Below are 25,755 nucleotides of genomic sequence, written 5' to 3'. Positions count from 1 at the left end.
CTTTTCGGGTCTTGTCGTTGGTTGTCAGTGGATGTCGTCCGCCGCGCGCAGCGCCGCCTCGATCTGCGCCAGGCCGAAGCCCCCGGCACGCGCCGCGGCGAGCAGCGGGGCTTCCTTGCGGCGCACGAGCTCGATGCACGCCGGCAGCTCCCGCAGCAGCTGCGACGGGATGCACACCGCACCGTGGCGGTCGGCATGGATCAGGTCGTCGTGCACGACGCGCAGGCCGAACACCTCGACCGGCGTGCCTACGTCGTGGATGTGAACGAAGGCATGCGAAGGGCCGATGCTCGCGGCCAGGATCGGGAAGCTAGGCGACAGGTCGCCCAGGTCGCGCACCGATCCATTGGTCAGCACGCCCGATACGCCCAGGCCCTCGTGCACGGCAGAGTTGACCTCGCCCCAGAACGAGCCGATGCCGGGCCGCTCGTCGAGGTCCTGCATGACCACCACGGTGGGCACCCCGGCGGCGGGGGCGACGTGGCGGTAGTAGTCCAGCCGCGTCTGGCGCAAGGCCTCGGGCGTGCGCGACGACGGTTGCGCCGCGCGGATGCGCGCGGTGCGGGCGAAGCCGACCATCGGCGTCATCGGATGGGGCGCCGCGACCAGCGTGCCATGGGTGAAGCCGCTGGCGCTGCGGCTGCCCATGGCGAGCTCGAGCGCATTGCAGATCGTCGGCGTGTCCACTGCGCGCAGGGCGCGCAGCAGCGCCTCGTCCAGGGTCGGCCGGCTCATTCCACCGTGACCTGGTTGGCCTTGATCAGGTCGGCGAACTTGTGCGTCTCGTCCTGGATGAACTTGCCGAACTCGGCGCGCGACATCGGCTTCGGCGTGAAGCCCTGGGCCGCGAGCCGCGCCGCCACCGCGGGCGACTTGAGTACCGAGACCACCTCCGCGTTGAGCCAGGCCAGCACCGGCGCCGGCGTGGCCGCGGGCGCCAGCAGGCCCAGCCAGGTCGAGGCCTCGAAGCCCGGCACGCCCGATTCGGCGAGCGTCGGCAGCTCGGGCGCGAGCGGCGAGCGCGCCTCGCTCGTGATCGCCAGCGCCTTCGCCTGGTTGTTCTTCGCGAACGCCAGCGCGGTCGTCATGTTGTCGAACTGCATGTCGATCTGGTTGCCGGCCAGGTCGACCAGCGACTGGCTGCTGCCCTTGTACGGCACGTGCACGGCCTTGCCGCCGATGCGGTTGAGGAACATCAGCGTGGTCAGGTGCTGCGAGGTGCCGGGGCCGCTCGAGCCGTACGAGATCGCATCGGGCCTGGCCTTGATCGCGGCGACGAGTGCGGCCACGTCCTTGGCGCCCGACTTGTTGCCTGCCAGCAGCACCAGCGGCGTGCTCGCGAGTCCGGTGACCGGGGCGAAGTCCCGCTCGACGTTGTAGGCGATCTTCTTGAGCAGCGTGGGGTTCACCGACAGGGCGGTCTGGGTGCCGAGCAGCAGCGTGTAGCCATCGGGTTTGGCGCGCGCCACGAACTCGGTGCCGATGCCGCCGCCCGCGCCAGCCTTGTTGTCGACCACCACCGCGGTGCCCCAGCGCTTGCCGAGTTCGTCGGCCACCAGGCGGGCCACGATGTCGGTCGCGCCGCCGGGCGCGAACGGCACCACGATCACGACCCGGCCGGTGGATGGATAGCCCGCGGGGCCTTGCGGCGCCTGCGCGTGCGCGCTGCCGATCGAGGCCGCGAAGGCGGCGGTGCCCAGGGTGGCGAGGGCGATGGCGCGCCGGAAGGCGCTGGCGAATGTCTTCATCATCGATCCTTCACTCGGCCTGGATGCCCGCGTCCTTGATCACCTTGCCCCATTTCGCGATCTCGGCGCGCTGGAACGCGGTGAAGGCCTCGGAGCTACGGCCGTCGGGCTCGACGCCGAGGCCGCGCAATTTGGCCTGCACATCGGGCAGGGCCACCACGGCCGCGATCTCGCGGCCCAGCCGGTCGACGATCGGCTTGGGCGTGGCGGCCGGCGCGAACACGCCCTGCCACGACTGCATCTCGAAGTTGGGCACGCCCGCCTCGGCCAGGGTCGGCACGTCGGGCAGGCCGGGCTGCCGCTTCGCGGAGGTGATGCCCAGCACCTTGACGCGCTTGCCGTCGATCATCGGGCGCGCGGCCGCCACGGTCTCGAACACCATGTCGATCTGCCCGCCCACGAGGTCGACCATGGCCTGCGATCCGCCCTTGTAGATGATCTGGCGCATGCGTGTCTGCGTGATGTTCTCGAACAGCTGGCCCGACAGGTGTTGCGAGGTGCCCGCGCCCGCGGTGCCGTAGGTGAGGCTCTCGGGCTTCGCCTTGAGCTCGGCGATGACCTGCGCCACCGAATTGAAGCGGCTGGCCGAAGGCACGACGAGCACGTTGCTCACCATGCCGACCAGGTTGACCGGCACGAAGTCGGCGACCGGGTCGTAGCCCAGGCTCTTCGTGAAGAAGGGGTTGACCGCGTGGGTCGTGATGGTGCCGCCCATCAGCGTGTAGCCGTCGGCCGGCGAGCGCGCGGCGACCTGCGTGCCGACGATGCCGGAGACGCCCGGCCGGTTGTCCACGATCACGGGCTGGCCCAGGCGTTCCGACAGGTGCTGCGCCACGAGGCGCGCCACGCCGTCGGAGACGCCACCGGGCGCGAAGGGAACGATGTACTTGATCGGCTTGGCCGGCCAGGCCGGCTGGGCGTGGCCGCTGCCGGCGAAGGCGCACAGCGCCAGTGCCGCGACGAGCAGCGGGCGGATTCGGGAATGCATGGAGTCTCCAGGGAAGCTGGTTGTTGTCGAAGAAATGGGGTCTCAGGCCTGCGCGGCCTTGCGGCGTCGTGACGTGGCGGCGCGCACCGAGTCGCGCTCGACCACGCTGCACGGAATCACCACGTTGCGCGGCTGCGCGTCGTCCTGCATCTGCTCGTGCAGCAGTTCGACGGTGGCGTCCACCATCGGTCCCACCGCCTGCACCACGGTCGTGAGCCGGTAGGCGCCCCAGGCGGCCTGCGGCACGTCGTCGAAGCCGACCACGCTCACGTCTTCCGGCACGCGCAGTCCGAGCTCCTGGCGCAGCACGTCCATCACCGCGATCGCCATGTGGTCGTTGGCCACGAACACCGCGTCGGGGCGCCGCGCGGCCGGCAGGCCGGCGAACATGGCGCGCGCGGCCTCGGCCGCCCGCTCGAAGTCGTAGTGGCCGACCTCGCGGCGGAACACGCTCAGGCCCTCGGCCGCGAGCACCTCGCGAAAGCCGCGCTCGCGCTCGTGGTTGGTGGACGACTTCTCGAGGCCGGCGAGGAAGGCGATGCGCTTGTGGCCCCGGTCCAGCAGCAGCCTCGCCGCCATCCGGCCGCCCTCGAAGTTGTCCGAGGTGACCGAGCAGGTGGTGTGGCGCGCGAAGGCGCTGGTGTCGGGAACGCGGTTGAACAGCACCACCGGCACGCCCGAGTCGGCGCACTGGCGCGCGAGCGCGGGCGAGAGCATGGCCGAGGCGATGACGATGCCGTCGATCTGGTACTGCAGGATCTCGTCGAGCACGCCGTCGGTCTCGTCGCCGTCGCTGATGAACATCAGCACGTGGTAGCCCTGCTTCTGCAGCTTCTGCGACAGCTCCTGGATCACCAGCGGATAGAACTGGTTCTCGAGGTAGCCCATCACCAGCGCGATGATGCGGCTGCGGCGCGTGATCAGGCTGCGCGCCATCGCGTTGGGACGGTAGCCCAGCGTCTTGGCCGCGATCATGACCCGGTTGCGCGTGTCCTCCGAGACGCTGGCGCCGGGCGTGAAGGTACGGCTGACCGCCGACTGCGACACCTTCGCGAGCTTCGCGACGTCCTGCGCGGTGGCGGTCGACCTCATGCGGCGCTCCAGCCGCCGTCGAGCATCAGCGCGCTGCCCGTGACCAGGCTCGAGGCCCCGCTGGCCAGGAAGACGATGGCGCCCATGATCTCCTCGGTGCGGCCGAGCCGCCCGAGCGCGATGCGCTGCGTCACCCAGCCGCGGAAGTCCGGGTCGGCGAACATGCCGGCGGTCATCGCGGTCTCGATGAAGGTCGGGCACACCGTGTTGACGCGGATGCCGGCCGCGCCGAGCTCCCAGGCCAGGGCCTTGGTCATGCCCTCGACGGCGTGCTTGCTGGCGCAATAGAGCGTGCGGCGCGGGCTGCCGACCACGCCCATCTGCGAGGAGACCGTGATGATCGAACCCGGCAGCCCGGCCTCGACCAGCCCGCGCGCCACCGCGCGCGTGACGTAGAGCGTGGCCTTGACGTTGAGGTCGAGCACCGCGTCGATGTCCTCGTCCTCCACCTCCACCAGCGGCCTGGGCCGGTTCAGCCCGGCGTTGTTCACGAGGATGCGGAACGGCGCGAGCGCGCCGAGCGAACGCGTGACCGCGGCCGAGTCGGTCACGTCGAGCACGAGGTGATCGCAGGCGCCGCCTTCGGCGCGGATCAGCTCGCGGGCTTCGATCAGCTGGGCCTCGGAGCGGGCCGCGAGCGTGACGTGCGCGCCGGCGCGCGCCAGCGCGGCCGCCGCGGCCAGGCCGATGCCGCGGCCCGCGCCGGTCACCAGCGCGCGCTGGCCGTCGACGCGAAAGCCCGGCGAGGGCGGCAGCGCGCCCGTCATGCCAGCGCCGGCACCGGCTGGTACCAGGGCACCTCGGCGCGCGTGCCGTAGCGGCGCACGCGCAGGTTGGCCTGCTCGCCATGGCCGGCGAAGTTCTCCATGTGGCAAAGGCGCGAGCAGTACTCGCCCATGGCCGCGCTGGCCTCGTCGGTCAGCACCTTCTGGTAGGTGCAGGTCTTGAGGAACTTGCCCACCCACAGGCCGCCCGTGTAGCGCGCGTTGCGGTTGGTCGGCAGCGTGTGGTTGGTGCCGATGACCTTGTCGCCGAAGCTCACGTTGGTGCGCGGGCCGAGGAAGAGCGCGCCGTAGTTCGTCATGTGCTCGAGGAAGTAGTCGGGGTCGCGCGTGAGCACCTGCACGTGCTCGAAGGCCAGCTCGTTGGCCTTGGCGAGCATCTCCTCCTGCGTGTCGCAGACGATGACTTCGCCGTAGCCGGCCCACGCCACCGAGGCGATGGCGGCCGTCGGCAGGATCGTCAGCTGGCGTTCGATCTCGGCCATCGTGTCGCGCGCCAGCCGTTCGCTGGTGGTCAGCAGGATCGCCGGCGAGGTCGGGCCGTGTTCGGCCTGGCCCAGCAGGTCGACCGCGCACATCTCGCCGTCGGCCGAATCGTCGGCGATCACCAGCGTCTCGGTGGGGCCGGCGAACAGGTCGATGCCCACGCGGCCGTAGAGCTGGCGCTTGGCCTCGGCCACGTACATGTTGCCCGGGCCCACCAGCATGTCGACCGGCGCGATGCGCGGCGTTCCCACGGCCATCGCGACCACGGCCTGCACGCCGCCGAGCACCAGGATCTCGTCGGCCCCGGCCATGGCCATCGCGGTGACGATGGCCGGGTGCGGCGCGCCCTGGTAGGGCGGCGCCGTCGCGACCACGCGCTTGACGCCGGCCACCTTCGCGGTCAGCACGCTCATGTGGGCCGAGGCGAGCAGCGGGTACTTGCCGCCGGGGATGTAGCAGCCCACCGCGTCCATCGGGATGTTGCGGTGGCCGAGGATCACGCCGGGATAGGTCTCGACCTCCACGTCCTTCATCGAATCGCGCTGGATCTGCGCGAAGTTGCGCACCTGCTTCTGCGCGAAGGCGATGTCCTCGATCTCGCGCGCCGACAGGCTGCGGCGCGCCTTCTCGATGGCATCCGCGCCGAGGCGGAAGTCCTCCGGGTCCCAGTTGTCGAACTGGCGGCTGTACTCGTGGACGGCCTCGTCGCCGCGTGCCTCGATCGCCTTCACGATGCCCTCGACGGTCGCTCGGACCTTCGCGTCGTCGTCGGCGCGGACCTGCACGTCCTTGCCGCGCTTGAGATATCTGATCATTCCATTGCTCCAGGGTGAACGTCTTGCATACGTATGCAATGTCAGAAGCTTGCATGCGTATGCAAATAGGCGTTTACCCTAGGTTCGCGGGCGACGGGTCGGCCGGCGCAGCGGGCGGTCAAGGCGCCGTCCCACGCGCGGTGCGCCCATTTGCCAATAGGGTCCTGGGAGCCTCGGGTGGGCGAACGCAACGGGACGAGATCATTTCGGAAGATGGACGGTTCATGACAGTCAAAGCGATCGGCGGCAGCCTGGTCTGGTACGCATCGGCGGATGGCGCGGTCACTCGGCCCGATCCACGGTGGCGCGAGTTCACGGGCCAGGAGCCCGACGGCCTGGCGGACGGTCACTGGTTCGACGCGGTGCATGCCGGGGATCGCGCCGAGGCGAAGCGCCTGTGGGGCGATGCCGTCGCCTCGGGCAAGCCGGCGGCCTTCTCCTGCCGGCTCGCCGGGCGGGACGGGACGTTGCACCAGGTCCTGCTCCAGGCGGCGCCCCTTGCCGATGCGGCCGTGCCCGGGCAATGGATGGTTTTCGCGTCGGCGATGGAGCCCCTTCTCCGGCCGGACCATGCCACCGGTGGCGAGACGCGCCTGGAGATCCTCGACCAGATCGGCCAGGCCACGCGCCACGTGCAGGAGGCCGACAGCATCATGGCGATCACGGCCCGGCTGCTCGGCGAGGCGATGGGCGCGACCCGCTGCGCCTATGCCGACGTGGACAGCGACAGCGATCGCTTCACGATCCGCAGCGACTGGGCGCGCGAGGGTGTCGCCAGCAGCGCCGGCGTCTATTCGCTCGATCTCTTCGGTCCCCAGGCCACGTCCAACCTCCGCCAGGGCCGGCACCTCGTGGATGCCGAGCTCGGCGACGAAGGCGGGGGCCGGATGTTCAACGCGATCGGCATCCAGGCCATCATCTGCGCCGGCCTGGTCAAGGATGGGCGGCTGGTCGCGATGATGGCCGTGCACCAGGCCGCGCCGCGCCGCTGGACGAAGGACGAGCTGCTGCTCGTGTCGGAGGTGGTCGACCGCTGCTGGGCGCACATCGAGCGCGCGCGCGACGCCGCGATGCTCAAGGAGCAGGACGTGCGCAAGGACGAGTTCATCGCCACGCTGGCGCACGAGCTGAGGAATCCGCTGGCCCCCATCAAGTACGCGGTCGCGATCGCGGCGCGCCATCCCTTGCCCGAGGTGATCGCCGGCAAGTTCGCGGTGATCGACCGCCAGGTCAGCCTGATGGCCCGGCTGATCGACGACCTGCTGGACGTGTCGCGCATCAATCGCGGGCTGATCGAGCTGCGGCGCGAGGATGCGCGACTGGACGAGCTGGTGGCGCGCGCCGTGGAGGGAACCCAGGCGCTGCTCGACAGCCAGCGGCATCGGCTGACGGTGGCCGTGCCGGCGGGCATCCCGGTGCACGTCGATCCCGCGCGCCTGGTCCAGGTGATCGGCAACCTGCTGACGAACGCCGCGAAGTACACGCCGCCAGGCGGCCACATCGAGGTGACGGGACGCATCGAAGATGGCCGCGCCGTTCTTGCCGTGCGCGACGACGGGTTGGGGATGGCGAGCGCCGACCATGCCCGGGTCTTCTCGATGTTCACGCAACTGCCGCACACCCGGCGCCATGCGCAAGGCGGCCTGGGTTTGGGCCTCGCGCTGGTCCGCAAGCTCATGGAGCTGCATGGCGGGACGGTCCGGGTCGACAGCCCCGGGCTCGGGGAGGGCAGCACCTTCACCGTGGAGCTGCCCGTGCGCGAGCCCTCCGCGGTCCGGGCCGACGCGCCAATCCCCGAGCCGGTTGCAACCGTTCCAGCCGACGCCGCGGGCGGCCGGCGGATCCTCGTGGTCGAGGACAACGACGACGGCCGGCAGACCCTCATCGAGCTGCTGCGCGGCATGGGCCATCAGGTGGAAGATGCGCGCGACGGCCACGAGGCCCTGGCCATGGCGGCGCGCCTCGAACCCGAGCTCGTGCTGCTCGACCTGGGGTTACCGGGCATCGATGGCTACGAGGTCGCGGGGAGGCTGCGCGAGCGCCATGCCGGCGCGGAGCTCGCCATCGTCGCCCTGACGGGCTGGGGCGCGGCGCACGACCGGATGCGCACGCGCGCGGCGGGCTTCGACGAGCATCTGGTCAAGCCGGTGGAGCCCACCGTGCTGACGCGGACCGTGCACGAGGTGCTCGCGCGGGTGCGGCGCAGGTCCTGAGCGTCGACGGCGTTCGCGGGACCGCGCCCGTACACTGCGAAATCTCCCGACTCTCCCGAGCCCGACCGCCATGAAACTGAGTCAACTCCGCTCGTTCCTCAGCGTCGCCGAGCATGGGAGCATCCGGGCCGCGGCGCGTGCGCTCGGCATGTCGCAGCCGGCCGTGACCCAGGCGATGCGCGAGCTCGAGCTGTCGGTCGACGCGCCGCTGCTGCAGCGCGGCACGGCCGGTGTCGAGCTCACCGTGTATGGCCGCTCGCTGGTGCGCCGGGCCAGCGTGATCCAGCGCGAGATGGAGCGCGCGGTGGCGGAGATCGAGGAGATCCGCGACGGCAGCTCGGGCCTGATCTCGATCGCGATCTCCACGGCCGTCGCCTTCGAGATCCTGCCGAAGGCCTTCGCGGCGTTCCGCGCGCGCTTCCCCCATGTCGAGGTCCGCTTCAACGAGGCCTCGATCCCCCACACGCTGCCGCGCATCCTCGACGGCACGGTGGACTTCATGGTCGCGCACATGCTGCCCGGCTCGCTGGCCGACTGGGAGGTCAAGCGCCTGTACCGCACCGCCATGGTGGCGGTGGCGCGAGCGGGCCATCCGATCCTGGACGCGGCGAACACGGACCGCTTCGCCGAATGGGAGTGGCTGCTGCCCTACGACGACGAGAGCGCGCCCGCGCTGGTGCGCCAGCTGTTCGCGCACAAGCGCATCGCGCCGCCGACGCAGGTGGTGCGCTGCACCTCGACGGCGATCGGCCTGAAGCTCGTGGGCGCGAGCGACCTGGTCGGCGTGTTCGTCGACACCATGACGCGCGAGGAGTTTCCGCACTACGGCCTAGTCAAGGTGCCCTTGTGCGACCCGCTCGCGGCGCTCGACGTCAGCGTGATCTCGCGGCCCGGATCGGTGCTGAGCCCGGCGGCGCAGAACTTCCTCGATTGCCTGCGCCATGAGGCGGCGATGAAAGGCAATGCCTATCACCCCTGAAGAGTGCTTGTCTTCCGGCCGCGGATCGCTGCTCCTAGCATCCGGCATCGCAACAAAAGGCATGGCCAGGAGACAACGATGGGTACCGAGACAAGTGGCGTCGCGCCACCGCTATCGAAGCGCAAGGCGGTGACGGCGATCACGGTCGGCAACGCGCTGGAGTTCTACGACTTCACCGTCTACGGCTTCATGACGAGCATCATCGGCCGGATCTTCTTCCCCTCCCTGAGTCCCTATGCGCAGCTGCTGCTGGCGGTGGCCAGCTTCGGCGTCGGCTTCCTCGCGCGGCCGCTGGGCGGCGTGGTGATCGGTGCCTATGCCGACCGCCATGGCCGCAAGAAGGCGATGGGGCTGACCATCGGTCTCATGGCACTGGGCTGCGCCATGATCGCGGCGGCACCCACGCCCGCGCAGATCGGGTTGGCGGCGCCGGCGATCATCGTGCTGGCGCGGCTGATCCAGGGCTTCTCGGCGGGCGGCGAGGTCGGTGCGTCGACCGCCATGCTGGTCGAGTACGCGGGCCGCAACGAGCGTGCCTTCATGGCCAGCTGGCAGGTCGCGAGCCAGGGCCTGGGCGTGATGTTCGGCGCGCTCGTCTCGAGCACCGTGATCTCGGTGCTGGCCCCGGCCGATCTCGAAAGCTGGGGCTGGCGGCTGCCCTTCGTGCTCGGCATCCTGATCGCGCCGGTGGGCATGTACATCCGCACGCGCCTGCACGAGACCCATGTCGACGCGCCGAAGCCATCGGCCTCCAACGAATCGGGCGGCAAGATCGGCCTGCTGCTGCGCCACCACTGGAAGCAACTGATCCAGGCCAGCCTGCTGTTCCTCTCGTGCACGGTCGGCATCTACGTGGTCGCGTTCTACATGCCCACCTACGCGGCCCGGGAGCTCGGGCTGCCGGTGCAGGTCGGCATCTGGGCCGGCGTGGTGTTCGGCATCGTGAACCTGCTCGTCGCGCCGCTGTCGGGCCTGCTGGCCGACTGGCTGCGGCGCAAGCCCGTGATCTTCTGGTCGCGCGTGGTGTTGCTGCTGCTGGTGTTCCCGTGCTTCCACTGGCTGCTTGCCGCGCCCTCGCCGGGACGCCTGTATGTGGTCGTCGCGCTGCTCAGCGTGTGCCTGACCTCGCAGTTTCCGGCGCTGCTGGTGATGCTCACCGAGATCTTCCCGAAGCATGTGCGCGCCAGCGGACTGTCGACCGTCTACAGCGTGGTGGTCGCGGTCTTCAGTGGCTTCTCGCCCTTCGTGCTGACCTGGCTGGTGCACGAGACCGCCGACAAGCTGGCGCCCGCCTGGTACCTGGTGGTCGTGACCGTGGTCTCGACCCTCGTCATGCCCTGGCTCGTGGACCGCACCGGTGAGGACCTCGATGCGGAGAGCCCGAAGGAAGCGCCGCGCCGTGTTCGCGGCGCGATGCCGGTGGGGAGCTTCAAGTGAAACCCACGAGCCATTTCGCGGCGAACTATGCCGCGGCACGCGAGCGCTTTCTCGCGAGCGCGGACGCAGCGGGACTCGCGGTCGCCTCGCATGCGATCGAAGGCGTGCGCGGCGCGCAGGGCGAGGAACTCGCGATGGACATCGTGCGGGTCGGTGATCCGCATGCCGACAAGCTGCTGGTGCTGACCTCCGCGATCCACGGCGTCGAGGGCTTCTGCGGCTCGGGCTGCCAGTCGGCGATGCTCGTGGACGAGCCGCTGCTGGCCACGGCCGAACGCATGGGCGTCGGCCTGCTGTTCGTGCATGCGGTCAATCCCTTCGGCTTCTCGCACCTGCGCCGCGTCAACGAAGACAACGTGGACGTGAACCGGAACTTCGTGCGCTTTGAAGAGAAGCGTTCGCCGAACCACGGCTACGCCGAACTGGAGCCCCTGCTGCTTCCGCCCGCATGGCCGCCGGGCCCCGAGGCGGCCGCGCGGCTCGATGCCTGGATCGGTGCGCACGGCGTCGAAGCCTATGGGCAGTCCGTGTTCCAGGGCCAGTACGACTCGCCCACCGGCATGTTCTACGGCGGCAGCCGAGCGACCTGGAGCAACAGGACGATCCGGCAGGTTCTTCGGCAGGAGGGCGCCGCGGCGAAGCAGGTGGGCTGGATCGACCTGCACACCGGGCTCGGCCCGCGGGGCCACTGCGAGAAGGTGTTCATCGGCCGGCCCGGCGAGATCGACCGCGCGCGGACCTGGTGGGGCGCGGATGTCATCTCGACCGAGCGCGACGACTCGGTGATGTACGAGATCAGCGGCCCGATGGTGACGATCCTCGCCGAGGAATGCCCCAACGCACTGGGCACCACGATCGCGCTCGAGTTCGGCACCGTGCCGCTGCTGCGGATGATCGATGCGCTGCGCGCGGACCACTTCTGCTGGCGCGGCGATCCTTCCGTCGCGCCGCGGCTCAAGGCCGAGGCCGGGCAGGAACTGAAGGCCTGCTTCTACGTCGACGATGCCGATTGGCAGGGCATGGTCTTCGGCCAGGCGCGCACGGCGGTCGTGCAGGCCTTGTGCGGGCTCGGCGCGTCCGCGTGAAGGAAGTTCGGCGCGGTCACGCCGCCATCGGCGGCGACCGCGAGCGACCGCATCGACGCGTACCGCCTCAGATCACGCCTCTCCTGGCATTCCCGGTCAACGATGCCACGGAAGGCTTGATCCAGTGCGGATCGTTCAGGATGCGTGCGATGCAATCGCGCAGCCACCGATGTGCCGGATCGGCTTGATGGCGCGGGTGCCAGGCCATGCGCATCGGCTCCATCTGCACCGGAATCGGCAGCTCGAAGATCACCAGCCCGAGCGAGGCCGCCATGCCGCGTGCCGAGCGCTCGTGGGCACTCGCCACCAGGTCGGTTCGCGAGGCCGCGATCAATGCGGAGAAGGTGCTGGGCACCAGCAGCGCCACCTGCCGTTGCAGACCGAGCGCGGCCAGCGAGGTGTCCACCGGCGAGCTTTCGCCGGGGCGCGGCACGACGCCGACATGGCGCGCGGCCGCGAATCGCTCGGCCGTGATGGGCGTCTTCTTCGGCGTCTTCAGCAGCGGATGTCCCGCGCGCACGGCGCCCACCAGCGCCTGCTCCGACAGCACCTGCGTCCGCGTTTCGGGATCGATCGTCCGGAAGCTGCCGATGTCGAGATCGATGCGCCCTTCGCGCAGCGCGGCCGGGTCCACGTAGGTTTCGGGCAGGAACTGCAGCGCGGCCAGCGGCATCTCGGCCTGCAGCGCGATCGACAGGCTGGCGCCGAACACCACCGCGATGCCTTCGGGCGCACGCACCACGAAGCGACGGCGCAAGCCGGCCAGGCTGTCCGCGTCGGCCGGTCCGCGCAATGCATGCGCCTGTGCCAGCAGCGCACGCACGGGCTCGGCCAGCGCCAGCGCACGCGGGGTCGGAACGAGCTTCCTGCCCGCGCGCACGAGGATCGGGTCGCCGAAGGACTCGCGGATGCGCGCCAGGGTATGGCTCATGGCCGGCGTGCTCAGGTGCATGCGTGCGGCCGCCGCCGTCACGCTGCCGGTGCTGAGCAGCGCATCGAGCGCGGTCAGCAGGTTGAGGTCGTAGGTGTTCGTCACACGAAATAATAGGTTCAATACATTGCACTGTACAGAATCGACCCGCTTTCCGACACTGGCGCCCCCTTTGCTCCCATCGAACGCCTTGCCCATGAAGCATCCCCCGACGCCATCGTCCCTGCTGCCCTTCGCCATGCTCGTGCTGACGCTCATCCTCGCCGCGCTGGACCAGACCATCCTGTCCACGGCCTTGCCCGTGATGGCGCGCGAACTGCCGGGCCATTGGCCGCTGGCCTGGGTGTTCTCGGCCTATCTGCTGGCCGCGACGGTGGTCATCGCGCTCTACGGCCGGCTGGCAGACGTGCTGGGCAGGAAGCCCATGCTGCTGGTCGCCATCGGCCTGTTCCTGCTGGGCTCGCTGGCCTGCGGGGCGAGCCGGGATCTGCAGCAACTGGTGGTCGCGCGCGCCCTGCAGGGCGCAGGCGGCGGCGGGCTCATGACGCTGACCATGCTCACGGTGGCGGACCTGTTCGCGCCCGAGCAGCGGGGCCGCTATCAGGGCCTGCTGGGCGCCGCCTACGGCGTGTCGACCATGTTCGGCCCGTTGCTCGGTGGCGCGCTGGTGGAGCACCTGTCGTGGCACTGGGCGTTCTGGCTGAACGTTCCGCTGGCGGCGCTGGCCTGGACGGTGCTGGCATGGACGCTGCCATCGGCGCGCGCCCCGCGGGAAGCATCGGCCGCATCGGGACAGCGCCCGCGGGTCGACTGGCTCGGCGCGGCGTTGCTCGCGGCGGCGCTCGTCTTTCTCCTGCTGGCGACCCAGCACGCGCACCTGAACCTGCCGGAACGCCTGTCGCTGTGGGTGCTGCTGGCCCTGGGCGCCATGTTCACGTCGACCTTCCTGTGGCGCCAGTCCCGCGCATCGCATCCGTTGCTGCCGTTGTCGTTGTTCGCTCACCCGGCCTATGCGGCCGTCAGTTTCATCGGCATGGCGACGGGCATCGCGCTCTATGCCGCGGTGGTCTTCCTGCCCCAGTACCTTCAGGTCGGCCTGCACCTTTCCCCCACGAGTTCGGCCTGGCACCTGCTGCCGTTGATGGCCGGCATCACCGCGGCCGCGGTGGCGAGCGGCAAGCTGCTCCGGGCCCAGGTGCCGGCCGTTTCGCTGGCGCGAACGGCCTGCGCACTGATGCTGCTGTCCTTCGTCCTGATCGTGGGCACGCTGCGGTGGCTGCCGCAGACGCCCCTGGCCTTGTCGTTCTGCCTGCTGCCGCTGGGCCTGGGACTGGGCGTGCTGTTCCCCATCGTCACCGTGACGGCCCAGCGCTCGTCGCCACTGCAGCACATGGGCATCGCGACGGCCGCCCCCATCATGTTGCGCAGCCTCGGGGGCGCGGCCGGGGTGGCGCTGCTGGCCTCGTTGCTCACGCGCCTGATGAAGCAGGATCTGGTCGCGCTGGGCATGCGGGCGTCGCCCGATGCGCTGACGGCCGCGATGGGCCATGGACTGCAATCGGTCTTCGGCTGCGTCGCCGGCGTGGCGTTGCTGGCCTTGCTGGCGTGTGCCTGGTTGCGGCCCGCGCGGTCGACCGGGCCGCTTGCGACGGATGCCCTCCCGCTGGCCGCGGGGCAGCCTGACCTGGCCCGCTAGAACAATCCCTGCTGCGAAGACGTCAACGCCGAAAAACTCTCCCCCATCGGCTGCAGGATCGCATCCGCGATCGGCCGCAACTGCTTCGCAAAGTAGTGCTCGTAGTCGATCCGCGACTGCCGCGCTTCCAGCGGCTCGGGCCCGTTGCGCGTCATCACGTACTGGATCCAGCCGCCGTTCTGGTATTGGCGCGGCCGCTGCGCCCGGTCGTTGAACGCGTCGGCGATGCGCGCCGCGCGCACCTGCGGCGGCACGTTGACCTGGTAGTCGTCGAGGCGATGGCGCAGCCGCTTGCGGTAGATCAGCAGTTCATCCTTGGCGCCCGCCAGCATCGCGCGCGTGTAGTCGGTGACGAAGTCGCGGTAGGGCTCGTCGTGGAAGATGCGCGACAGCAGCCCTTCCTGGAACTGGCGCGCCAGTGGCGTCCAGTCGCTGCGCGCCATCTCGAGGCCGCGATAGACCATCTCCTCCCGGCCCTTCGCATCCACGCTCAGGCCTGCATAGCGCTTCTTGCTGCCGATCTCCGAGCCGCGGATGGTGGGCATGAAGAACTTCTTGTAGTGGGTGTCGAACTCGATCTCGAGGAAGTTGCGCAGCCCCTGCTCGTCGTGCAGGGTGCGGGTCCACCAAGCATTGATCTCGGTGGTGAGCGCCGCGGCGATGGCGTGCGCGTCCTCGTTGGAATGCGCGCGCTTGAGCCAGATGAAGATGGAGTCGGTGTCGCCGTAGATGACCTCGTAGCCGCGCTCCTCCACGAAGTCGCGCGTGAGCCGCATCATCTCGTGGCCGCGCAGCGTGATGGCGGACACCAGGTCGGGGTTGAAGAAGCGGCAGTCGGACGCGCCCAGCACGCCCGCGAAGGAGTTCATGAGCAGCTTCAGCGCCTGCGACAGCGGCTCGTTCTTCGCGCGCTTGGCCTCGTCGCGTGCGTGCCAGAAGGTGCTGACGATCTCGGGCAGGCAGTGCTTCTCGCGCGAGAACAGGGTGCCGTTCGGCCCCTTGACGCCCGCGGCCGGGTCCCGCGCCCGCATGCCTTCCACCAGGCCCACGGGGTCGACGAGGAAGGTGCGGATGATCGATGGATAGAGGCTCTTGTAGTCGAGCACCACGACCGAGTCGTAGAAGCCGGGCTTGGAGTCCATCACGTAGCCGCCCGGATAGGCCTTGCTGAGGATCTCGCCGACGTTGGGCGCCACGTAGCCCAGCCGGTGCATGCGCGGCAGGTAGTGGTGGCTGAACGCGGCGATGGAGCCGCCGAAGTGGTCGGCCTGCAGGCCCGTGGTCTGGGCGCGCTCCAGCACGAAGCTCAGCAGCTTCGTCTTCTCGAAGATGCGCAGCACCAGCTCGCAGTCGCGGATGTTGTAGGTGGCGAGCGCCGGCTTGTCCTGCTGGTAGCGGCGCTCGATCTCGGCCATCTTGTCGTACTCGTCGCCGATGGCCTTGCCTTCGCCGAGCAAGGCCTGCGACACCGACTCGAGGCTGAACGACGGAAAGCTCCACATGCCGGAGCGCAGCGCCTCGATGCCGTCGATGATCACGCGGCCCGCGGTGGTCGCGAACAGGTAGCCCTGCTTGCCCGGATGCGTGCGCCATTCGAAGGGCCGGCGTTCGCGGCCCGGCAGCAGCGGCACGCCGGCGGTGTCGGCCGTCTTCTGCAGCACCCGCAGGTCGAACTGGATCACGCTCCAGCCGACGATGACGTCGGGGTCGTTGTGTTCGAACCAGTCGTTGAGGCGCTCGATCATCGCCTTGCGGCTGGCGCAGTAGACGAGCGAGAAGTCCAGCGGCTCGCTCGCCGCCTGCGCGGGCGCCTCGCCCAGCATGTAGACCACGCGCTCGCCGGTGCCGTCGAGCGCGATCGAGTACAGCTCCTCGTGCTGGCTGGTCTCGATGTCGAGCGACACCACCTTGAGCCGCGGCCGGTAGGCGGGCGCGGGCTTGAGCCGCGGATCGACGATGGCGGCGCCCTCGGACCTGCCGCCTTCCACGAGCGCGCCCGCCGTGATGAAGCGCTCCATCAGGTAGCGGTCGTGCGGCCGGACGTCGGCCTCGAGCAGCGCAATGCCTTTCGTCTCGAGCAGCCGCACCAGCCGCTTGAGCTGGCGGAAATGCGTGACGTAGACGCCGACGACCGGCTCCTGGCCGAAGGTCTTGAGCGCGAGTTCGCGCAGCTGCAGCCCCGGCAGCTCCGAGGCGTGCGACTCCACCGCCTGCCTGTGCTTCGCCGCCACGAAGGCGACCGAGGTCTGCGCGTTGAGCAGCACCTTGCGCGGGCCCTCGTCGGTGGCGAGCCAGAACTCGATCTCGGTGCCGCCGGGCGCATCGCGCCAGCGCCGGGTGAGGATGAATCCCTGGAGTTCGGTGGACGGCACGGGAGGCTGGAGATCGGGTGGAGCGGGAGCGTGGTGGATTTTCACAGGGCCGCGCTTTGCTTGCGCCTGGCCGTCGCAGCGCGCGGCGGCATGCTGTTCTTCATGGCCTCCTTGAGGATGCCGAACACCCGTCGGTCGCCGAGCTGCGCGGCATTGAAGCGCACGAACGCGCCGGCCGTCTGCGAGACGCTGAAGACATTGCCGGGCGCGAGCACGACCTTCTGTTCCATGCAGCGCCGCGCCAGCACCGCGGAGTCGAGCCCATCGGGCAGCCGGCACCAGAGGTAGAAGCCCCCGCGCGGCGCGAGCCAGGGCTCGATCCCCAGCGCCGCCAGGCGCTCGGTGGCGTCCTTGCGCGCGCGCGTGAGGCGCTGGCGCACCTCGTCCATGTGCTTGCGGTAGCTGCCGCCGGCCAGCACGCCGGCGATCAGCTCGGTGGCCACCGGGCTCGGGCCTCCGAACTGGGTCGCCACCTGCAGGTCGACCAGCCCGTCGATCCAGTCCCGGCGCGCGGCGATGTAGCCGCAGCGCACCGAGGCGGAGAGCGTCTTGGAGAAGCTGCCGATGCGGATCACGCGCTGCAGGCCGTCGAGCACCGCCAGCCGCGGCGAGGGCGAGGGCTCGAAGTCGGCGAAGACCTCGTCCTCGACGATCGTCATGCCCTGCGCCGCGGCCGCGCCGAGCACGCGGTGCGCGGTCTGCGGCGAGATCGTGGCGCCGGTGGGGTTGTGCAGCGCCGAGTTGGTGATGTAGAGCCGCGGGTTCTGCGCCAGCGCCTGCGTGAAGGCCGCTACGTCGGGACCGGTGGGCGTGAACGGCACGCCGACGATCTTCGCCTGGTGGGCGCGCAGCAGCGCCTGGAAGTTGAAGTAGCAGGGGTCGTCCACCAGCACCGTGTCGCCGGGCCGCAGCAGCAGGCGGCAGATCAGGTCGATGGCCTGCGTGCCCGAGGTGGTCAGCAGCAGCTGTTCGGGCGTCGCGGCGATGCCCTCGTCGGCCAGGCGCGCCAGCAGCAGGCGGCGCAGCGCGAGCGCGCCACGCGTGCTGCCGTAGTCGGCCAGCAGCGCATCGTCGGCGCGGCTCAGCGCGCGCAGGCCCTTGCGCAGGGCGGCATGCGGCATCCAGTCGGCCGGCAGCCAGCCGCAGCCCGGCATGAGGAAGGAACCGTCGGCATCCAGCGACTGGCGCGAGACCCAGAAGGGATCGACGTCGCGCTCGCGCGGCGCGCCCATCTCGGCCAGCGCCATCGGCGGCAGGTTGGCGCCGGTCACGTAGAAGCCCGAGCCGCGCCGCGCGCGGATCACGCCTTCGGCCTCGAGGCGGTCGTAGGCCTCGACCACGGTGGAGGGCGAGACGCCCATGGTCTCGGCGAAGCTGCGCACCGAGGGCAGGCGATCGCCTTCCACCAGGGCGCGGTTCGCGATCTTGGCGCGCACCGCCTCCATCAGCGCATCGGTCCGCATCGTTGCCTTCACACCGCTCATCCTCGTCGCCTTCCCGGGTGACTGTGTGGCCGGGATGAGCCATACAGTTTGCTGAAATTGTATGCCTCTGTGCCTTCCCGCCAGGGCTCCGCCCCGCTACGCTGGGCGGATGACAAGCGAAGGTTCTCGACGACATTCCGCCGGCTGGGGCAGCGGCCTGCTGGGCGTGCTCATCTTCAGCGGCTCGCTGCCCGCCACGCGCGTGGCCGTGGCCGATTTCTCGCCGCTGTTCCTGACAGGCGCGCGCGCGGTGATCGCCGCCTTGCTGGGCGCGGTGTTCCTGTTCGCGCTGCGCGAGGCGCGGCCCAAGCGGGCCGACCTCGTGCCGCTGACCCTGGTGGCGATCGGCGTCGTGGTCGGCTTTCCGCTGCTGACCGCGCTCGCGCTGCAGCACATCGATGCCGCGCATTCGGTGGTCTTCGTCGGGTTGCTGCCGCTGTCGACCGCGATCTTCGGCGTGCTGCGCGGCGGCGAGCGGCCCAGGCCCGCCTTCTGGCTGTTCTCGATCGTCGGCGCCGCTGTGGTGGCCGGCTTTGCGCTGCACGGCAGCCGCGGCGGCAGCCTGCAGGGCGACCTGCTGATGATCGCGGCCATCGTGGTGTGCGGACTCGGCTATGCCGAAGGCGCGACGCTCTCGCGCCGCCTCGGCGGCTGGCAGGTGATCTGCTGGGCGCTGCTGCTGTCGCTGCCGCTCATGGCCGCCATCGCGTTGTTCACCCTGCCGCATGCCTGGGACCGCATCGGCGCGCCGGCCTGGGCCGGCCTCGCCTACGTGTCGGTCTTCAGCATGATGATCGGCTTCGTCTTCTGGTACCGCGGCCTGGCGCTCGGCGGCATCGCGGGCGTGGGGCAACTGCAGTTGCTGCAGCCCTTCTTCGGCCTGCTGCTGGCCGGGATGCTGCTGGGCGAGCCGGTGGCCTGGACCATGATCGCCTCGACCGTGGTCGTGGTGTTCTGCGTGGCGGGCGCCAAGCGCTTCGCCTGAGCGGCCGATGAGTTCTTCCTCGATCGAGCTCGGCGCGCTCGCGCCGCTGAGCCGGCCGGGCTGGGTCGAGGCGGGCGAGCATCTGCTGGCGGGCATGGAATTGGCCGCGCTCGAGATCAATGAGGCAGGCGGGATCGCCGACAGGCCGCTTCGATTGGTGGTGAGGGATACGGCGGCCGATCCGAACAAGGCCGTGGCCGCCGTGGACGAACTGGCCGCTCTCGGCGTGGTGGCGCTGGCCGGGGAGTACCACAGCGTGGTTGCCCGCGCTGCCGCCACACGCGCGCATGCACTCGGCCTGCCGTTCCTCTGCGCGTCGGCGGTGCTCGATGCGCTGTGCGAACAGCCGACGCCCTGGGTGGCGCGACTGGCGCCGGCCCAGTCGCATGGCTGGCGGATCTACGCCGACTTCCTGCTCGGCGAGGGCCATCGCCGCATCGCGGTCACGGCCGATGCCAGCGTTTATTGGGTGGCGGGCACGGGCATCCTGCGCGAGCATCTGGCTGCGCGTGGCGGCGTGTTGATCGAACTCGATGCGCGTGGGCCGTCGCCGGCGGCACTGTGCGACCAGCTGTTCGAGCAGCGCGCCACGGCCGTCCTGATGCTGGCCGGGCACCCCGAGCCGGCCGTGCCCATCGTCAAGGCCGTGCGCCATGACCCGCGCCTCGCGGGCATGCGGATCGGCGCGCCGGCCGGGCAACCTGAGTTCGCCGAGTGGATGGCGGCGCTGGGCGCGGATGGCGCGGCGATTCCGTTTCTTCGCTATCTGCCCGAGCGTCTCGGTTCGTCAGCCACGCGCATCGAAGCGGCATTGCGCGAGCGACTGGGCGTGGCGCCTTCGTTCGTCGCCTTCGAGGGCCACGACACGATCACCGTGCTCGCCGAGGCGATGCGATCGCACGGTGCGCGGCGCGAGGGCATCGCCGAGGCTTGGTCGCACAGGACCTTCGAAAGCAGCCGCGGCCCGCTCCGGTTCTCGCGCGTGCCGGGCATCGATGTCCTGCAATGGGCCTGGCCACCGGTCCAGGTCGTCGAGCGCGATCCCTCGAAGCCCGATCGCTTCAGGGTGCTCCACGCCAGCGCCTGAGCCGGCTCAGGCGTGCACCCGGCCGAGGAAGTCGCGCATCAGGCCCGACACCTCGTCGAGGTGCGTCTCGAGCAGCCAATGGCCGCCATCGAGCAGATGCAGTTCGGCCTGCGGCAGGTCGCGCAGATAGGCGCGCGCCGACTTCTCGGGCATGTAGTGATCGTGCGGCCCCCAGACGATCAGCGTCGGCGGCTCGTGGGTCGCGAGGTACTGGCGATGTGCCGGAAACCACGCGCGGTTCTGTTTCAGCCCCGCGATCAGGTCGATCGCAACCTCCTTGCGTTTCGGCGTGACCAGCGACCAGTGCAGCTTCCACAGGTCCGGCGGAATCCGGTCGGCGTGCTCGTCGTCCAGTGCATTGAGGAACTCCTCCTTGAAGGTCTCCTCGTCGATGGCCTTCGCCAGTTGGGCGCGCATCTCGGCCTCGGGCAGGGCCCAGGTCTTCTCGATCTCCGCGTACTTCGGGCCCAGCGCGTCCTCGTAGGGAATGTCGCCGTTCTGGATGATCTGCGCCGCGATGCGCTCGGGCGCCATGATGGCCAGCCGCGCGCCGATCGGCGAGCCGAAGTCGTGCAGGTAGAGCGCGAAGCGCGACAGGCCCAGCGTCTTCACGAAGCGGTCGAGGAATTGCGCATAGCCATCGAAGCTGTAGTCGAAGTCCTCGGGCGTGGCGCTGTACCCCGCGCCCGGATAGTCGGGCGCGACGAGGCGCCAGCGGTCCGCCAGCCGCGGCATCAGGTTGCGGAACTCGTAGGACGAGCACGGGTAGCCATGCGGCAGCAGCACGGCCGGCGCATCGGGCGGGCCGGCTTCGCGGTAGAAGGTGTCCACGTTGCCGACCTGGATGCGGCGGTGCCGAACGGTGGAGGTCATGCGGTGCTTCCCGTCTCGACCACGAAGGCATGCAGCTCGGCCAGCTTTCCGTCGCGAAAGCGCCAGACATCGCAGTAGCTGTGATGGGTCGCCTTGCCCGCCTCGTCCTTCAGCGTGATCTCGCCGATGGCCGCCACGATGTCGCCCTCGGCGACCAGCCGATGCACGTCGAACTTCGGCGGCTCCTTGTACGTCTGGGCCATCCACTGGCGGACGGCTTCCTTGCCGTCGAGCGTCTGCTCACCCACGAAGGTCCACTTCGTGTCGTCGGTGCAGGCGCTCAGAAAACCTTCGTAGTCGCCTTCGACGATGGCCGCGTTGGCCTTCTCGAGGGTGGCCTTGTTCGTCTGTGACATCCGGAACTCTCCTTCGTTGAACCAGGAACAGGTCCCGGTATAGAGCTCCGGCGTGTCGCGATCGTCAGCCCATGGGCAAGGATGGCGTACGCGATTGGCTGACAGCTAGCGCAGATCGAATCCGAAATGCATTCCGCGCGCGAGCAGGCCGTTGCGGAAGTAGAAGCGCTGCGCCAGCGCGTTGTCCATTCCGGTATCGAGCGTGAGGCGCGTGCAGCCCGCTTCGCGCGCCAGCGTCTTCAGCGCGCCGAGCAGCGCGCTGCCCACGCCGCCGCCGCGCTCGTCCTGCGTGGTCACGAGGTCGTCGACATAGAGGAAGCGCCCGTGGATCAGATTGCGCTGGAAGCGGTAGCCCGCGAAGCCGCAGGGCGCATCGTGCTGCCAGGCCGCGAGCATGCGGTAGCCCTCGCGGCGCTGCTCGGTCACGGCCTGCTGGAAGGCCTCGGGGCTCGCGAGATGCGGGCGCAGTTGCCGCACGATGGGGTAGCAGGCGAGGAGGTCCGCGTCGGATTCGACGGGGCGGAAACTGATCGGGGTGGCGGTCATGAGGGATGAAGTCGATGAAGAGGCGCAGGCAGTGTGCGGCCACTACCTCCCGTCCCGTTGGACCAACTTCGGTGATTCGGAGTGGGCCATGTCGCCATGACCCCGCCCGTTGCGTACCGACCCTAGACGGCCGCGCGATCGCCGCGCGCCGGCGCCACCATGTTGCGGCAGGCGATCAGATAGGCCTGCTCCGTGCTCTGGATGTGCTCGCGCAGGATCGTCTGCGCGCGCGCCGCGTCGTTGGCGCGGATCGCGTCGACCACCACGCGGTGGTTGTCCTGGCAGTGCGTGACCTGGCTGTTCTCGGCCGGCAGCCGGTAGCGCAGGGCGGTGAGCTGCGCCGCCACCAGCATGTACGCGGACTGGATGTAGCCGTTGGCGCAGCTCTCGATGATGGCGTTGTGGAACTCGGTGTCCAGGCGCGGGAACTCGTCGTGCTGCTGCTTCGAGAAGGCGGCGGCCATGTCGTCCAGGCATTTCTCGAGCGCCTGGATCAGCGCCTCGGGCCGGTGCTCCATGCCATCGGCCAGCGCCTCGCATTCGATCATCGAGCGGAAGCGGCAGATGTTCGCGACCTCGGCCTCGCCGAGCTGGAACACGAAGGTCCCGCGCTGCGGATGGACCTCGACCAGCCCTTCCATCTTGAGGTGCAGCAGCGCCTCGCGCACCGGCGTCTTGCTGATGCCCAGCGTGGCCGCCAGCACCGACTCCGACAACGCCTCCCCGAACCCCAATTCGCCCCTGACGATGGCGGCGCGGATCTGATCGATCGCGAGTTCGGTGAGCGATTTGGGCCGCTCGACCTTGACGGAGAGGGCGGATTGACGGGGCGGGGCCATGCGCGATCCTAACAGGAGCAGCCCTCGGGAAATACCGGATCTGATCTCTGGCGTTCGATATCTGGCATCTGATATATTTGTTGCCACAGAACAGGAGACAAGATGAATGCAGCAATGGACCGGCTCTACCGGTGGTTCGAGCACGCGCTCGTGGGTGGCCTGGCCGTGATGTCGCTGATGGTGTTCGCCAACGTGGTGCTGCGCTATGTGTTCGACACCGGCATCACCTTCACCGAGGAGGTGTCGCGCATGCTGTTCGTCTGGCTGACCTTCATCGGCTCGATCGTCGCGCTGCGCCAGGGCACGCACCTGGGCATGGACACGGTGGTCAGCCGGCTGCCGCATGCGGGCAAGCTGGCCTTCTTCGTCCTGAGCCACCTGCTGATGCTGGGCTGCATCGTGATGCTGTGGCTGGGCTGCTGGGAGCAGACCAAGGTCAACCTCGACAACCACGCGCCGGTCTCGGGCATCCCGGTGGCGGCGGTCTATTCGGTCGGGCTGGTGGCCGCGGTGCTGATGGGCATCACCCTGCTGGCCAACCTCTGGCAGGCACTGCGCGGCGACCTCAGCGACGCGCAGCTGGTGACGGTGCGCGAGAGCGAAGACCGCGCCGCCGACTGAGCGCAAGGACAGAGGCCATCCCATGACCGTCTTCACCTTCATCGCATCGCTGCTCGGCGCCATGACGCTGGGCATGCCGATCGCGTTCGCCCTCATGGTCTGCGGCGTCGCGCTGATGCTGCAGATGAACAGCTTCGACGTGCAGATCCTGGCGCAGAAGCTGGTCGACGGCGCCGACAACTACCTGCTGATGTCGGTTCCGTTCTTCCTGCTGGCCGGCGAGATCATGAACCTCGGTGGCCTGTCGCGGCGCATCGTCGATGCCGCGATGGCCGTCATCGGCCACATCCGCGGCGGCCTGGGCTACGTGGCGGTGCTCACGGCGCTGGTGCTGGCCAGCGTCTCGGGCTCGGCCATCGCCGACACCGCGGCGGTGGCGGTGCTGCTGATCCCGATGATGCGCAATGCCGGCTACGACGTGGGCCGCTCGAGCGGGCTGATCGCCGCGGCCGGCATCATCGCGCCGGTGATCCCGCCCTCGATCGGCTTCGTGGTGTTCGGCGTGGCCGCGGGCCTGTCGATCACCAAGCTCTTCATGGCCGGCATCGTGCCGGGCCTGATGATGGGTGCCTCGCTGATCGTCACCTGGTGGTGGCTTTCGCGCCGCGGCACGGTGCAGCCGGCGCCGCGCCGCAGCCTGCCCGAGATCGGCGTGGCGGTGCTGCGCAGCCTGTGGGCGCTGGGGCTGCCGGTCATCATCATCTTCGGCCTCAAGCTCGGCGTGTTCACGCCCACCGAGGCCGGCGTGGTGGCCGCAGCCTACGCGCTGTTCGTGAGCACCTTGGTCTATCGCGCGCTGTCGCTGCGCGACCTCTACCGCGCGCTGCTGAGCGCGGCCATGACCTCGGCCATCATCATGTTCCTGGTGGCGGCCTCGCTGGTGTCGGCCTGGCTCATCACGGTGGCCAACATCCCCGACCAGATCGTGGCGCTGGCGCAGCCTTTCATCGAGCACAAGACGCTGTTGATGCTGGTGCTGATGGCGGTGGTCGTGCTGGTGGGCACCGCGCTCGACTTCACGCCCACCATCCTGATCCTCACGCCGGTGCTGATGCCGATCATCAAGGAGGCCGGCATCGACCCGATCTACTTCGGCGTGCTGTTCATCATCAACAACGCCATCGGCATGGTGACGCCGCCCGTGGGCACGGTGCTCAACGTGGTGGCCGGCGTGGCGCGCATCCGCATGGACGACGCGATCCGCGGCGTCATGCCCTTCATGGCGGCGCAGCTCGTCGTGCTGTTGCTGCTGATCCTGTTCCCCGCGCTGGTCCTCGTGCCCGCCACCTGGTTCCGCTGACACCGTTCATTCATCCAACAAGGAGACAACAAGCATGCTCAAGAAGATCATCGTCGCGCTCGCGGCCACCGCGGCGCTCGGCCTGGCCCATGCGCAGGCCGGCAAGTTCGGCTATGGCGCCAGCGACGACAACTCGCAGGGCCTCGCGGCCAAGCGCTTTTCCGAACTGGTGAAGACGCGCACCGGCGGCCGCATCAACGTCAACACCTACGGCAGCGGCAAGCTCGGCACCGACGCGCAGATGCAGTCGGCGCTGCAAGGCGGCGTGCAGGAGCTGATGGTCGGCCCGACCTCGGGCCTGGTGGGCGTGGTCAAGGAATACGCGCTGCTCGACCTGCCGTTCCTGGTCTCCAGCTTCAAGGAGGCCGACTCGCTGCTCGACGGCCCGGTCGGCCAGTCGCTGTTCCAGAAGCTCGAAGCCCACGGCCTGGTGGGGCTGGCCTACTGGGAGAACGGCTTTCGCCATCTCACCAATTCGCGCCGCCCGGTCAACAAGCTCGAGGACATCGCGGGCCTGAAGATCCGCGTGATCCCGAACCCGGTCTACATCGAGACCTTCAAGGCGCTGGGCGCCAACCCGCTGCCGCTGCCCTACACCGAGCTCTACGGCGCGCTCGAGACCAAGTCGGTCGACGCGCAGGAGAACGGCCTGGGCCTGATCGAGTCGGGCAAGTTCTACGAGGTGCAGAAGTACCTGACCCTGAGCGCCCACAGCTACACGCCCTACATCGTGCTGGCGAGCAAGAAGTGGTTCGACAAGCTGCCCGAGGCCGACCGCGAGCTGGTGCGCAAGGCGGCGGTCGATGCCGGCACCTACCAACGCCAGATCAACCGCGAGGAAACGCGCAAGCTGGTCGACCAGATGAAGAAGCACGGCCTGCAGGTGGTCGACCTGCCGGCCGCCGAGGCCAACCGCATGCGCGAGAAGGTCAAGCCCGTGCACGAGAAGTTCACCGAGCAGATCGGCGCCGCGCTGATGAAGCAGGCGCGCGAGGAGATCGCCAAGGCCGCGCAGTGAGCGCCTGAACCCCCGATTCGTT

At 69.5% G+C, this 25,755-nt stretch carries 23 protein-coding genes; 10 read left to right on the top strand and 13 right to left on the bottom strand.

Features of this window, described 5'->3' with window-relative positions; all coding sequences use genetic code 11:
* Positions 1-24 precede the first annotated feature (24 nt).
* The 6 genes from R0232_RS39175 to hisD are packed head-to-tail and all read right to left on the bottom strand — an operon-like array spanning position 25 to position 5,911.
* Positions 25-735 (bottom strand): RraA family protein, encoded by a 711-nt coding sequence (locus tag R0232_RS39175; RefSeq protein WP_431514524.1) that lies wholly within the window; start codon positions 733-735, stop codon positions 25-27.
* Complete coding sequence (locus tag R0232_RS39170) at positions 732-1,748, bottom strand: Bug family tripartite tricarboxylate transporter substrate binding protein (protein ID WP_431514523.1); 1,017 nt, start codon at positions 1,746-1,748, stop codon at positions 732-734. The genes R0232_RS39175 and R0232_RS39170 overlap by 4 nt, the downstream gene beginning before the upstream one ends.
* A 10-nt stretch (positions 1,749-1,758) precedes the next feature.
* A complete protein-coding gene (locus R0232_RS39165) occupies positions 1,759-2,736 on the bottom strand; it encodes a Bug family tripartite tricarboxylate transporter substrate binding protein (RefSeq protein WP_431514522.1) in 978 nt (325 codons plus the stop codon).
* 42 nt (positions 2,737-2,778) lie between these two features.
* Positions 2,779-3,828: a LacI family DNA-binding transcriptional regulator gene (locus R0232_RS39160; protein WP_431514521.1), complete on the bottom strand. Its 1,050-nt coding sequence runs from the start codon at positions 3,826-3,828 to the stop codon at positions 2,779-2,781.
* Positions 3,825-4,595, bottom strand: coding sequence for an SDR family NAD(P)-dependent oxidoreductase (locus R0232_RS39155; protein WP_431514520.1), 771 nt, complete (start codon positions 4,593-4,595; stop codon positions 3,825-3,827). The genes R0232_RS39160 and R0232_RS39155 overlap by 4 nt, the downstream gene beginning before the upstream one ends.
* Positions 4,592-5,911 carry a histidinol dehydrogenase gene (gene hisD / locus R0232_RS39150; protein ID WP_208510808.1) on the bottom strand — a complete coding sequence of 440 codons (1,320 nt, stop codon included), beginning with the start codon at positions 5,909-5,911 and terminating at the stop codon, positions 4,592-4,594. Before hisD ends, R0232_RS39155 begins: the two co-directional genes overlap by 4 nt.
* 224 nt (positions 5,912-6,135) lie before the next feature.
* Here hisD and R0232_RS39145 point away from each other — a divergent pair, with 224 nt between their 5' ends.
* The 4 genes from R0232_RS39145 (at position 6,136) to R0232_RS39130 (ending at position 11,625) form a co-directional block, all read left to right on the top strand.
* Complete coding sequence (locus R0232_RS39145) at positions 6,136-8,124, top strand: ATP-binding protein (RefSeq protein ID WP_431514519.1); 1,989 nt, start codon at positions 6,136-6,138, stop codon at positions 8,122-8,124.
* A 70-nt stretch (positions 8,125-8,194) separates the two neighbouring features.
* Entirely contained in the window at positions 8,195-9,103 is a 909-nt protein-coding gene (locus R0232_RS39140) for a LysR family transcriptional regulator (protein WP_431514518.1), read from the top strand.
* A 78-nt stretch (positions 9,104-9,181) separates the two neighbouring features.
* A complete protein-coding gene (locus tag R0232_RS39135; RefSeq protein WP_431514517.1) occupies positions 9,182-10,540 on the top strand; it encodes an MFS transporter in 1,359 nt (452 codons plus the stop codon).
* Entirely contained in the window at positions 10,537-11,625 is a 1,089-nt protein-coding gene (locus R0232_RS39130; RefSeq protein ID WP_431514516.1) for a M14 family metallopeptidase, read from the top strand. Before R0232_RS39135 ends, R0232_RS39130 begins: the two co-directional genes overlap by 4 nt.
* A gap of 67 nt (positions 11,626-11,692) precedes the next feature.
* Here R0232_RS39130 and R0232_RS39125 read toward each other — a convergent pair whose 3' ends face one another.
* Entirely contained in the window at positions 11,693-12,661 is a 969-nt protein-coding gene (locus R0232_RS39125) for a LysR family transcriptional regulator (RefSeq protein ID WP_431514515.1), read from the bottom strand.
* Positions 12,662-12,752: 91 nt separating this feature from the next.
* Between R0232_RS39125 and R0232_RS39120 the strand changes: the two genes are divergently transcribed.
* The gene (locus R0232_RS39120; protein WP_431514514.1) at positions 12,753-14,252 is read left to right on the top strand and encodes an MFS transporter; all 1,500 of its coding nucleotides are present in this window, start codon (positions 12,753-12,755) and stop codon (positions 14,250-14,252) included.
* Here the strand turns inward: R0232_RS39120 and R0232_RS39115 are convergent.
* Positions 14,249-16,624, bottom strand: a complete 2,376-nt coding sequence (locus tag R0232_RS39115) for a DNA polymerase II (protein ID WP_431514513.1) — start codon at positions 16,622-16,624, stop codon at positions 14,249-14,251. The two genes, R0232_RS39120 and R0232_RS39115, sit on opposite strands and share 4 nt — an antisense overlap.
* Before the next feature lie 41 nt (positions 16,625-16,665).
* Positions 16,666-18,108, bottom strand: coding sequence for a PLP-dependent aminotransferase family protein (locus R0232_RS39110; protein WP_431514512.1), 1,443 nt, complete (start codon positions 18,106-18,108; stop codon positions 16,666-16,668).
* Positions 18,109-18,217: 109 nt separating this feature from the next.
* Between R0232_RS39110 and R0232_RS39105 the strand changes: the two genes are divergently transcribed.
* Positions 18,218-19,093, top strand: coding sequence for a DMT family transporter (locus R0232_RS39105; RefSeq protein WP_296786395.1), 876 nt, complete (start codon positions 18,218-18,220; stop codon positions 19,091-19,093).
* A 7-nt stretch (positions 19,094-19,100) separates the two neighbouring features.
* Positions 19,101-20,180, top strand: coding sequence for an ABC transporter substrate-binding protein (locus R0232_RS39100; protein WP_431514511.1), 1,080 nt, complete (start codon positions 19,101-19,103; stop codon positions 20,178-20,180).
* A 6-nt stretch (positions 20,181-20,186) separates the two neighbouring features.
* Here the strand turns inward: R0232_RS39100 and R0232_RS39095 are convergent, their stop codons facing one another.
* From R0232_RS39095 to R0232_RS39080, 4 genes are all read right to left on the bottom strand, one after another.
* Positions 20,187-21,053: an alpha/beta fold hydrolase gene (locus R0232_RS39095; protein WP_431514510.1), complete on the bottom strand. Its 867-nt coding sequence runs from the start codon at positions 21,051-21,053 to the stop codon at positions 20,187-20,189.
* On the bottom strand, positions 21,050-21,409 hold the full coding sequence (locus R0232_RS39090) for a nuclear transport factor 2 family protein (protein ID WP_431514509.1): 360 nt from the start codon (positions 21,407-21,409) through the stop codon (positions 21,050-21,052). Before R0232_RS39090 ends, R0232_RS39095 begins: the two co-directional genes overlap by 4 nt.
* Before the next feature lie 105 nt (positions 21,410-21,514).
* Positions 21,515-21,955, bottom strand: a complete 441-nt coding sequence (locus R0232_RS39085) for an N-acetyltransferase family protein (RefSeq protein WP_431514508.1) — start codon at positions 21,953-21,955, stop codon at positions 21,515-21,517.
* A 122-nt stretch (positions 21,956-22,077) separates the two neighbouring features.
* Positions 22,078-22,794 (bottom strand): GntR family transcriptional regulator, encoded by a 717-nt coding sequence (locus R0232_RS39080; RefSeq protein WP_431514507.1) that lies wholly within the window; start codon positions 22,792-22,794, stop codon positions 22,078-22,080.
* Positions 22,795-22,896: 102 nt separating this feature from the next.
* On the opposite strand from R0232_RS39080, the gene R0232_RS39075 reads away from it, so the two are divergent.
* The 3 genes from R0232_RS39075 to R0232_RS39065 are packed head-to-tail and all read left to right on the top strand — an operon-like array spanning position 22,897 to position 25,733.
* Positions 22,897-23,415, top strand: a complete 519-nt coding sequence (locus R0232_RS39075; RefSeq protein ID WP_261206082.1) for a TRAP transporter small permease — start codon at positions 22,897-22,899, stop codon at positions 23,413-23,415.
* Between the two features lie 22 nt (positions 23,416-23,437).
* Positions 23,438-24,715, top strand: a complete 1,278-nt coding sequence (locus R0232_RS39070) for a TRAP transporter large permease subunit (RefSeq protein ID WP_431514506.1) — start codon at positions 23,438-23,440, stop codon at positions 24,713-24,715.
* A gap of 34 nt (positions 24,716-24,749) precedes the next feature.
* Positions 24,750-25,733 (top strand): TRAP transporter substrate-binding protein, encoded by a 984-nt coding sequence (locus R0232_RS39065; protein ID WP_431514505.1) that lies wholly within the window; start codon positions 24,750-24,752, stop codon positions 25,731-25,733.
* The last annotated feature ends 22 nt before the right edge of the window (positions 25,734-25,755 follow it).

It is taken from the genome of Variovorax sp. DAIF25 (assembly GCF_050711835.1).
Taxonomy (GTDB): domain Bacteria; phylum Pseudomonadota; class Gammaproteobacteria; order Burkholderiales; family Burkholderiaceae_C; genus Variovorax.
The sequence above is the reverse complement of the archived record's forward strand: the minus strand, read 5'-3'. Positions and strand labels throughout refer to the sequence as shown.

Excerpts from the sequence above, each read along its gene's own strand:
- R0232_RS39175 (WP_431514524.1), bottom strand. The coding sequence starts at position 735 with ATGAGCCGGCCGACCCTGGACGAGGCGCTGCTGCGCGCCCTGCGCGCA.
- R0232_RS39170 (WP_431514523.1), bottom strand. The coding sequence starts at position 1,748 with ATGAAGACATTCGCCAGCGCCTTCCGGCGCGCCATCGCCCTCGCCACC.
- R0232_RS39165 (WP_431514522.1), bottom strand. The coding sequence starts at position 2,736 with ATGCATTCCCGAATCCGCCCGCTGCTCGTCGCGGCACTGGCGCTGTGC.
- R0232_RS39160 (WP_431514521.1), bottom strand. The coding sequence starts at position 3,828 with ATGAGGTCGACCGCCACCGCGCAGGACGTCGCGAAGCTCGCGAAGGTG.
- R0232_RS39155 (WP_431514520.1), bottom strand. The coding sequence starts at position 4,595 with ATGACGGGCGCGCTGCCGCCCTCGCCGGGCTTTCGCGTCGACGGCCAG.
- hisD (WP_208510808.1), bottom strand. The coding sequence starts at position 5,911 with ATGATCAGATATCTCAAGCGCGGCAAGGACGTGCAGGTCCGCGCCGAC.
- R0232_RS39145 (WP_431514519.1), top strand. The coding sequence starts at position 6,136 with ATGACAGTCAAAGCGATCGGCGGCAGCCTGGTCTGGTACGCATCGGCG.
- R0232_RS39140 (WP_431514518.1), top strand. The coding sequence starts at position 8,195 with ATGAAACTGAGTCAACTCCGCTCGTTCCTCAGCGTCGCCGAGCATGGG.
- R0232_RS39135 (WP_431514517.1), top strand. The coding sequence starts at position 9,182 with ATGGGTACCGAGACAAGTGGCGTCGCGCCACCGCTATCGAAGCGCAAG.
- R0232_RS39120 (WP_431514514.1), top strand. The coding sequence starts at position 12,753 with ATGAAGCATCCCCCGACGCCATCGTCCCTGCTGCCCTTCGCCATGCTC.
- R0232_RS39110 (WP_431514512.1), bottom strand. The coding sequence starts at position 18,108 with ATGAGCGGTGTGAAGGCAACGATGCGGACCGATGCGCTGATGGAGGCG.
- R0232_RS39105 (WP_296786395.1), top strand. The coding sequence starts at position 18,218 with ATGACAAGCGAAGGTTCTCGACGACATTCCGCCGGCTGGGGCAGCGGC.
- R0232_RS39100 (WP_431514511.1), top strand. The coding sequence starts at position 19,101 with ATGAGTTCTTCCTCGATCGAGCTCGGCGCGCTCGCGCCGCTGAGCCGG.
- R0232_RS39095 (WP_431514510.1), bottom strand. The coding sequence starts at position 21,053 with ATGACCTCCACCGTTCGGCACCGCCGCATCCAGGTCGGCAACGTGGAC.
- R0232_RS39090 (WP_431514509.1), bottom strand. The coding sequence starts at position 21,409 with ATGTCACAGACGAACAAGGCCACCCTCGAGAAGGCCAACGCGGCCATC.
- R0232_RS39085 (WP_431514508.1), bottom strand. The coding sequence starts at position 21,955 with ATGACCGCCACCCCGATCAGTTTCCGCCCCGTCGAATCCGACGCGGAC.
- R0232_RS39080 (WP_431514507.1), bottom strand. The coding sequence starts at position 22,794 with ATGGCCCCGCCCCGTCAATCCGCCCTCTCCGTCAAGGTCGAGCGGCCC.
- R0232_RS39075 (WP_261206082.1), top strand. The coding sequence starts at position 22,897 with ATGAATGCAGCAATGGACCGGCTCTACCGGTGGTTCGAGCACGCGCTC.
- R0232_RS39070 (WP_431514506.1), top strand. The coding sequence starts at position 23,438 with ATGACCGTCTTCACCTTCATCGCATCGCTGCTCGGCGCCATGACGCTG.
- R0232_RS39065 (WP_431514505.1), top strand. The coding sequence starts at position 24,750 with ATGCTCAAGAAGATCATCGTCGCGCTCGCGGCCACCGCGGCGCTCGGC.